Annotated in this window: 7 protein-coding genes; 3 read left to right on the top strand and 4 right to left on the bottom strand. The window is 75.5% G+C overall.

The annotated features are described in order from the left end of the window. The 3 genes from GTR00_RS09520 to GTR00_RS09510 all read left to right on the top strand — a co-directional run. Positions 1-819 (top strand): ABC transporter ATP-binding protein (locus tag GTR00_RS09520; RefSeq protein ID WP_166611390.1); only part of this gene is annotated, 819 nt, incomplete at its 5' end. Next, positions 819-1,658, top strand: coding sequence for an ABC transporter permease (locus tag GTR00_RS09515; protein ID WP_166611389.1), 840 nt, complete (start codon positions 819-821; stop codon positions 1,656-1,658). The genes GTR00_RS09520 and GTR00_RS09515, both read left to right, overlap by 1 nt. Next, positions 1,658-2,569 carry an ABC transporter permease gene (locus tag GTR00_RS09510; protein ID WP_166611388.1) on the top strand — a complete coding sequence of 304 codons (912 nt, stop codon included), beginning with the start codon at positions 1,658-1,660 and terminating at the stop codon, positions 2,567-2,569. The genes GTR00_RS09515 and GTR00_RS09510 overlap by 1 nt, the downstream gene beginning before the upstream one ends. 61 nt (positions 2,570-2,630) lie before the next feature. On the opposite strand, the gene GTR00_RS09505 is transcribed toward GTR00_RS09510, so the two are convergent. Genes GTR00_RS09505 through GTR00_RS09490 form a run of 4 tightly spaced genes read right to left on the bottom strand, consistent with a single transcriptional unit; the run spans position 2,631 to position 8,018 of the window. Then, positions 2,631-4,067: a gamma-aminobutyraldehyde dehydrogenase gene (locus GTR00_RS09505; RefSeq protein ID WP_166611387.1), complete on the bottom strand. Its 1,437-nt coding sequence runs from the start codon at positions 4,065-4,067 to the stop codon at positions 2,631-2,633. Then, positions 4,064-5,728: an APC family permease gene (locus tag GTR00_RS09500; RefSeq protein ID WP_166611386.1), complete on the bottom strand. Its 1,665-nt coding sequence runs from the start codon at positions 5,726-5,728 to the stop codon at positions 4,064-4,066. The genes GTR00_RS09505 and GTR00_RS09500 overlap by 4 nt, the downstream gene beginning before the upstream one ends. Continuing rightward, the gene (locus GTR00_RS09495; RefSeq protein ID WP_166611385.1) at positions 5,725-6,573 is read right to left on the bottom strand and encodes a universal stress protein; all 849 of its coding nucleotides are present in this window, start codon (positions 6,571-6,573) and stop codon (positions 5,725-5,727) included. Before GTR00_RS09495 ends, GTR00_RS09500 begins: the two co-directional genes overlap by 4 nt. After that, complete coding sequence (locus tag GTR00_RS09490; protein ID WP_166611384.1) at positions 6,570-8,018, bottom strand: flavin monoamine oxidase family protein; 1,449 nt, start codon at positions 8,016-8,018, stop codon at positions 6,570-6,572. The genes GTR00_RS09495 and GTR00_RS09490 overlap by 4 nt, the downstream gene beginning before the upstream one ends. Positions 8,019-8,034 lie beyond the last annotated feature (16 nt).

The raw sequence follows: 8,034 nt of genomic DNA, 5'->3' as shown, positions 1-8,034 counted from the left end.
ACCACGGACCCCGCCGCCCACCCCGAGGCCGCCACCGGTTTCCACCTCGCCGGCCTCACCAAGCGGTTCACCCTCGGGCGCAGGAGCGTGCTCGCCCTCGACGAAACCTCCCTGGGGACCCGCAAGAACGCCTTCCTGTCGCTGCTGGGGCCCTCCGGCTGCGGGAAGTCCACGATCCTGCGCATCCTCGCCGGCCTGGAGACGCCCAGCGGCGGCACCGCCCTCGTCAACGGCATGACCACCAGGGAGCTGCAGCGCGCCCACGAGCTGGGCATCGCCTTCCAGGACTCCGCCCTGCTGCCCTGGCGCAGCGTCGCCGCCAACATCCGCCTGCCGCTGGAGGTCGCCGGCGTCAAGCCCGAGCCGGGCCTGGTCGACGACCTCATCGGCCTGGTGGGGCTGCGCGGGTTCGAGGGCGCCAAGCCCGCGCAGCTGTCCGGCGGCATGCGCCAGCGCGTGTCCATCGCCCGCTGCCTGGTGGTGCAGCCCAGCGTCATGCTCCTGGACGAGCCGTTCGGCGCCCTGGACGACATGACCCGCCAGCGCCTGAACGTGGAGCTGCTGCGGATCTGGACGGAGAAGCCGGCCACCACGCTCATGGTCACCCACGGCATCTCCGAGGCGGTGTTCCTCTCCGACGTCGTGGCGGTGATGAGCCAGCGCCCCGGGCGCGTGGTGGAGGTCGTCGAGATCGACCTGCCGCGCCCGCGCACCCCGCAGATGATGCGCACCCCGGAGTTCCACGCCTACCACGACCGCCTCTCGGAGACCCTCTTCGGCGGCGGGGTGCCCGCGCGCGCCGAGCGGGAGCCGGCCTGATGGCGGCGGAGGTCCCCGTCCCGCGCGCGCCCGTGGACGCCGGCGCCGCGCGCGGGCGCCGCCGACCGCCGCGCTGGTCCGGCGCCGTCGCCGGCGCGGGGGTGGTGCTCGCGGTGTGGACCCTGCTGGCCCTCACCGTCTTCGCCCCCGTGGGCAACGTGCCGACCCCGTGGGCGGTGGTCGGCCAGCTCCTGCACGACGGCCCCGGGCTGTACTGGGGCAACGCCTCGGTCACCACGTGGTCGGCGCTGCAGGGCTACGCCTGGGGCAACCTGGCCGCGATCGCCCTGGCGGTGCTCGTGCTGCTCGTGCCGCCCCTGGAGGGCGCGGCCACCCAGCTCGCGGTGCTCACGTACTGCGTCCCGCTGACCGCCATCGGGCCCGTCGTCCTCATCGTCTCCCCGCCGGGGGCGCGCACCACCTCGGTGTTCCTGGCGGCGCTGTCGGTGGTGTTCACCTCCGTCGTCGGCTGCCTGCTGGGGCTGCACGCGGCCGACCGCGCCGCGCTGGACGTCGTGCGCGCCTACGGCGGATCGCGCTGGACGGCGTTGGTGAAGGTGCGGCTGACCGCCGCGCTGCCCGACGTCTTCGCCGCGCTCAAGCTCGCCGCGCCGGCCGCGTTCCTCGGCGCGGTGCTGGGGGAGTACTTCGGCGGCGTCGACTCCGGCCTCGGCGTGCTCATCACCGCCGCGCAGACGAACCTGCGCTACGCGCAGCTGTGGGCGCTGGCCCTGCTCTCCGGCGCGATCGCCGGCGCCGGCTACCTGCTCGTCGGGCTCGTGGCGAGGCTGGTGACGCCGTGGTCGTCCACCGGCGAGCGCGAAGGGGGGACCTCCTGATGGCGAGCACCGCACCGCGCAGCACCGCACCGCGCAGCACCGCACCGGCGGGCACCGCACCGCGCACCGACCCCGGGAGCGGACCCGGGCGGCCCCGCGGCGGCGCCTCGGTGGCCGCCTCCGTGCTCGAGCGGGTCGGGGTGCTGCTGCTGACGCTGGCCGTCTCCACCGCCGTGCTCGTGGCGGCCTGGTACCTGCTGCTCGGGGTGCTGGACGTCGACCCGTTCGTCGGCAAGCGGCCGCTGGACGTGTACGAGCACCTCGTGCGCGACGAGGACGCCGCCGCGCACCGCGCGGAGGTGCTCACCCTGCTGGGGGTGACGCTGCGCGACTCCGTCACCGGCTTCACCGCCGGTCTGCTCGGTGCGCTCGTCGTGGCCTCGCTGTTCACGCTGGTGCGGCCGCTGGAGTCGGCGTTCATGCCGCTGGCGATGCTGCTGCGCTCGGTGCCGCTGGTGGCGATGGCCCCGCTCATCGGCACCGTCTTCGACAGCGCCCTGGCCCGCTCGGCCACCATCGGCGGCATCGTCGTGTTCTTCCCCGTGCTGGTGAACACCTCCCTCGGGCTGCGCTCGGCGTCCCCGCAGGCGGTGGACCTGGTGCGGGTGGGCGGCGGCAACCGGTGGACGGTGCTGCGCAAGGTCGCGATCCCCTCGGCGCTGCCGAACCTCATGGCCGCCGTGCGCATCTCCGTGCCCGGGGCGGTCATCGGCGGGATGCTCTACGAGTGGCTCTTCAGCGGCACCGGGCTGGGCGCGGAGATCTTCCGGGCCAACTCGCAGGTGCAGTACTCCAAGCTGTGGGCCATCGTCGTCGTCGTCACCTTCAGCACGATCGTGCTGTACGCGCTGGTCTCGGTCCTGGAGGCGCTGGTGCTCGCCCGCTGGGGCCCGGACGCCGGGCGCAGCTGAGCGGCGCCGCGCGCCGCGCCGCCCCCGCTCCCCGGGCCCCGGCCCGGGGAGCGGGGGAGCGTCAGGGCTCGATGTTCGCCATGACGTGCTTGACGCGCGTGTAGTCCTCCAGCCCGTACACCGACAGGTCCTTGCCGTACCCGGAGCTCTTGAACCCCCCGTGCGGCATCTCCGCCACCAGCGGGATGTGGGTGTTGATCCACACGCAGCCGAAGTCCAGGGCCGCCGAGGTCCGCATCGCGCGGCCGAAGTCCTTCGTCCACACGCTGGAGGCCAGCCCGTAGCGGGTGCCGTTGGCCCAGGCGACCGCCTGCTCCTCGTCGCCGAAGCGCTGCACCGTGATGACGGGGCCGAAGATCTCCTCCTGCACGGCCTCGTCGTCCTGGCGCAGCCCGGCCACGACCGTCGGCCGGTAGTAGAAGCCCCCGGCCAGCTCCCCGCCGGCGCGCGAGCCGCCGGCGAGCACCTCCGCGTGGTCGGGCAGGCGCTCGACGAACCCCGACACGTGCGCCAGCTGGCGGGCGCTGTTCACCGGTCCCAGGTCGGTGCCCTCCGCGTGCGGCAGGCCCACCGCGGTGCCGCGCGCCCGCTCGGCCAGCGCGGCCACGAGGTCGTCGTGCACGCGCGGGGCGGCCAGCACCCGGGTGGCCGCCGTGCAGTCCTGGCCGGCGTTGAAGTACCCCGCGGCGGCGATCGCCTCGGCCGCTGCCTCGACGTCGGCGTCGTCGAAGACCAGCACCGGCGCCTTGCCGCCCAGCTCCAGGTGCACGCGCTTGACGTCGCGGGCGGCGGAGCCGGCCACCTCCACCCCGGCGCGCACCGAGCCGGTGATGGCCACCAGCTGCGGCACGGGGTGCTCCACCAGGGCCCGGCCGGTGCCGCGGTCGCCGCACACCACGTTCAGCACGCCGGGGGGCAGCACCTCGCCGGCCACCTGCGCCAGCAGCACCGTGGAGGCCGGGGTGGTGTCCGAGGGCTTGAGGACGACCGTGTTCCCCGCCGCCAGCGCCGGGCCGATCTTCCACACGGCCATCATCAGCGGGTAGTTCCACGGGGTGACCTGCCCGACCACGCCGATCGGCTCGCGGCGCACGAAGGAGGTGTGCCCGGCCAGGTACTCCCCGGCCGCGCGCCCCTCCAGCACCCGCGCGGCGCCGGCGAAGAAGCGCAGCTGGTCCACCGCCGGGGGCAGCTCCTCGCTGCGCGTCAGCGCGACCGGCTTGCCGGTGTTCTCCACCTCGGTGGCGATGAACTCCTCGGCGCGCTCCTCCACCGCGTCGGCCAGGTCCAGCAGGAACTTCTGCCGCTCGGCCGGGGTGGTGCGCCGCCAGGAGCTGAAGGCGCGCGAGGCGGCCGCGTACGCGGCGTCCACGTCCTGCGCCGAGGACAGCGGAGCGGTGGCGTACACCCGCCCGGTGGCGGGGTCGACGACCTCGGTGGTCCGCCCGTCGGCGGCCGGCACGTCCCGGCCGCCGACGACGTTGCGCAGTTCCTTCACTCCGGGGCTCCTTCGGGGGTGCTCTCTCGGGCGGTCTCTCGGGCGGTCTCTCGGGCGGTCTCTCGGGCGGACTCTCGGGCGGACTCTCGGGTGCCGGCGGGCAGCGTAGCCACCGGCCGCGGGACGACGGCCGCGCCGGACGCGCCGGTCGTGGCGGCGGGCTCGCACCGCCCCCGCGGCAGCGTCTCGCCGCGGAAGAACCCCGGCCGGCGCAGCCGCTGCAGGAGCATGACGACCACGCCCAGCACCAGGACCCCGGTGCCCAGCAGGAACACCAGCCCGACGCCGAACAGCTGCGAACCGGAGCCGTACGCCGGGTCGGTGGAGTCCACCGCCGTCTGCACGAAGAACACCAGCAGCAGCGCCCCGCCCACGCCCGGCGCCAGGCCGGTGGTGAGGAACCCGCGCGCGTTCCCGCGCCAGGTGCCGCGGAAGTACCACACGCAGGCCAGCGCGGTCACGCCGTAGTAGAAGCACACCATCATGCCCAGCGCCGTGATGGTGTCCCACAGCACGTCCTCGGAGAGCACCCGCATCACCGCGTAGAAGGCGGCGGCGACGACGCCGGCGGCGACCGTGGCGTAGCCGGGGGACTGGAAGCGCGGGGTGATGCGGGCGAAGCGCGGCGACAGGGCGCCGTAGTGGCCCATCGCCAGCAGCGTGCGCGCCGGGGAGATGAAGGTGGACTGCAGGGAGGCGGCCGAGGAGGTCAGCACCGCCACCGACATCAGCACCGCCGCCGGGCCCATGACCGGGCCGGCCAGGGCGGCGAAGACGTTGTCCTGGATGTCCGGGTTGCCCAGCCCCAGCCCCTGCGCGCCGGTGCCGGCGTAGGTGAGCACCGCCAGCGCGATCGCCAGGTAGAGCACGACGATGACGGCGATGGTGGCCAGCGCCGCGCGCCCCGGGGTGGTGCGCGCCCCGCGCGTCTCCTCGTTCATCGTCAGGACCACGTCCCAGCCCCAGTAGACGAACACCGACAGCGAGACCCCGGCCGCGAACGCGGAGAACGAGCCGACGCCGGTGGGGTCGAACCACGCCGGGTCCACCGCCAGCGCCGCCGGGGCGCTGCCGTCGGCGACCCGCGTGAACGCGGCCACGCAGAACCAGACCAGGACCACGAGCTGCAGCGCCACCAGGACGTACTGCACGGCCTTGGTCGCCTCCAGGCCGCGGTAGGAGATCCAGCAGGCCAGCGCCGTGAACACCAGGCACGTCGCCACGTTGACGGGGGTGCTCGCGGCGAGGTCGGCGAGACCGGCGTCGCCGGTGAGCTGCGCGAGCAGCAGGTAGAAGAAGTCCACCGCGATGCCGGCGAGGTTGGACAGCACCAGCACCGTGGCCGCCAGCAGGCCCCAGCCGCCCATCCACCCCACCCACGGGCCGAACGCCCGCGAGCTCCACGTGAACGTCGTGCCCGAGTCCGGCATCGCGGTGTTCAGCGCCCGGTACCCCACGGCCACCAGCAGCATGGGCACGAACCCGACGAGGAAGATCGCCGGCAGGTGGTCGCCGACCGCCGAGGCCGTGGGGCCCAGCGCGCCGGAGAGGGTGTACGCGGGCGCGATGCACGAGACGCCGATGACGACGGAACCCAGCAGCCCGACCCGCCCGCCGCCCAGGCCCTTGCCCTCCCGGCCGGCCTCCAGCGCCGCGCTCACCGCTCGCCCCGGGGCACGACCGCCACGGGCACCGGCACGTGGCGCAGCATCCGCGCCGCCGTCGGGCCCAGGAACGTCTGCCTGCCGCGCGCGAGCCGGGAGGACCCCACGAGCAGCAGCCCGCCCGGCTCCCAGTCGATCGAGGCCACCGCTTCCGCCATCGTCCGCCCCTTCCCCAGTTCGACCGACACCAGGCCGTCCCCGAGCCGCAGCCGGGTCCGCTCCACCACTTCCCGCAACCGGTCCAGGGCGGGCTCCTCCGCCCCCGACCGCGCGTCGACCTCCAGCAGGCTCACCACGTGCAGCGGCAGCCCCGTGCGCTCGGCGGCCTCGGCGGCCTCCTCCAGCACCGCCGTCGCCCCGGGCCGGGTGCCCACGGCGGCGTACAGGTGCTCCAGGCGCCCGGGCGCCGCCGGGCCCGCGCCGTCCTGCGGGGCCAGCACCACCGGCACCGGCGAGGAGTGCAGCAGCGCGCGCGCCACCGGCCCGACGCCGAACGGGTTCGCCCCGCCGGTGGCGCCCACGACGACCGCCGCGGCGGCCAGCTCCTCCACCGCCTCCAGCAGCCCCTCGGGCACCGAGGCGGCGGTGCGCAGGTGCCCGCGCGCCGGAACGCCGGCCGGCAGCTGCGCCAGCGCCTCGTCCAGCCAGCGCCGGGCCTGCTCGGCCACCAGGCCGGTGACGTCGCCCACCGGCGGGTACGGCTGCCCGAACGGGTCGTCCGAGCGCACCACGAGCACCACGTCCAGCTCCGCGCCCAGCGAGGCGGCCAGCACCGCGCCCAGCCGCAGCGCGGCGGTCCCGCGCTCGCCGCCGTCGTGGGCGACCAGGTAGCGGCGGCTCACCCGCGGGCCGCGGCGTCGGCGCGCACGGCCTCGGCGGCGCGGGCCTCGCCCAGGGCGGCGAGGACGTCGCCGGCCGCGGCGCGGCCGCTGCGCAGCGCGCCGTCGACGTGCTGGTAGCCCTCCGCCGCCAGGTCCGAGCAGGCCCAGTGCACCGGCCCCACGGGGGCGCGCTGGTCGGCGCCGTAGCGCGAGAGCCCGCCGAGGTCGAAGCTGGCGGCGTAGGCGCCGCGCGTCCACTCCTCCGAGCCCCAGTCCGACTCGTAGTAGACGTCCGGTTCCAGGGCGCGCTCGCCCAGGTAGCCGGCGATGCACTCCAGCACCCGGCGGCGCCGCTCCCCGGCGGGCAGGGCGAACAGCTCGTCGGCGCGCTCGTCGGCGACGAAACCCACCAGCGTGCCGCGCTCGTCGCCGTGCAGGGTGTTGTCGTAGACCTCCTGCACCGGGCCGACCGTGCTGAAGCACGTGCCGGACAGCCCGTCCTCGCGCCAGAAGGGCGTGGGGTAGACCGCGTGCACCTTGATGACCAGGCCCATGGACAGGTGCTGGTGCATCTGGTGCTGGCGGCGCGGCAGCGGCGGGTCGAAGGTCAGGCGCGAGAACAGCGGCGGCGGCACGGCGACCACGACGCGCCGGGCGCGCACGGTGAGCCGGTCGGACTCCACCACGACGCCGTCGCCGGTGCCGTCCGCGGAGGTGCGCCGCACCGTGCGCACCGGGGTGGACAGGTGCACGCGCCCGTCCAGCTCGGCGGCCAGCGCCTCGGAGACCGACTGCATGCCGCCCACGACGCGCTTGTCGAGGATGAAGCACTCGTCGGTGAGGTTGCTGAAGGAGCCGGCCGAGGCGGCCATCAGCACGGCCTGCAGCGCGGAGAACGCGTGCGCGGGCTTGGTGAGCATCGCGCCGGCGATGAACATCCCGATGGTCGCGCAGGCCTCCTCGTCGGGGGACTGCCCGCGCAGCCAGTGGTGGAAGGAGACCGTGTCCAGCTCGCGGGCGCGCGGGTGCGCCCACGGCTCGCGCGCGCCGACCTCGGCGGCCAGCTCGTCCAGCAGCGCGGTCAGCCGCTCCATCTCCGCGGCGGTCTTCTGCTCCACGGGGAAGGCGCTGCCGCGGTAGCGGGTGCGGGTGCCGTCGGGGCCCACGTGGACCGAGTCGCCCTCGCGGTAGCGCGAGTACGTCTCCTTGCCGAGCTCGTCGAGCAGGGCCAGCAGCTCGGTCTGGTCGGGGGAGATCCACTGCCCGCCGATCTCCAGGGTCGCGCCCTCGACGACGTCGGTCCAGGTGCGCCCGCCCACGCGGTCGCGCGCCTCCAGCACGACCACGTCCACGCCGGCGCGGGCCAGGTGCCGCGCGGCGGACAGGCCGGCCGGGCCGGCGCCGACCACGACGACGTCGTGCTCGGCCTCCGGGACGGGGCGGGTGCTCGCGGGGACGGGTGCCATCTTCTCGCTCCGGGGT

Source organism: Kineococcus indalonis (assembly GCF_009906395.1).
Lineage (GTDB): Bacteria > Actinomycetota > Actinomycetes > Actinomycetales > Kineococcaceae > Kineococcus > Kineococcus indalonis.
This window is presented reverse-complemented; position numbering and strand designations above follow the sequence as displayed.

What these genes read in the sequence shown, in the direction of transcription:
- GTR00_RS09515 (WP_166611389.1), top strand. Translation starts at nt 819, where the DNA reads ATGGCGGCGGAGGTCCCCGTCCCGCGCGCGCCCGTGGACGCCGGCGCC.
- GTR00_RS09510 (WP_166611388.1), top strand. Translation starts at nt 1,658, where the DNA reads ATGGCGAGCACCGCACCGCGCAGCACCGCACCGCGCAGCACCGCACCG.
- GTR00_RS09490 (WP_166611384.1), bottom strand. Translation starts at nt 8,018, where the DNA reads ATGGCACCCGTCCCCGCGAGCACCCGCCCCGTCCCGGAGGCCGAGCAC.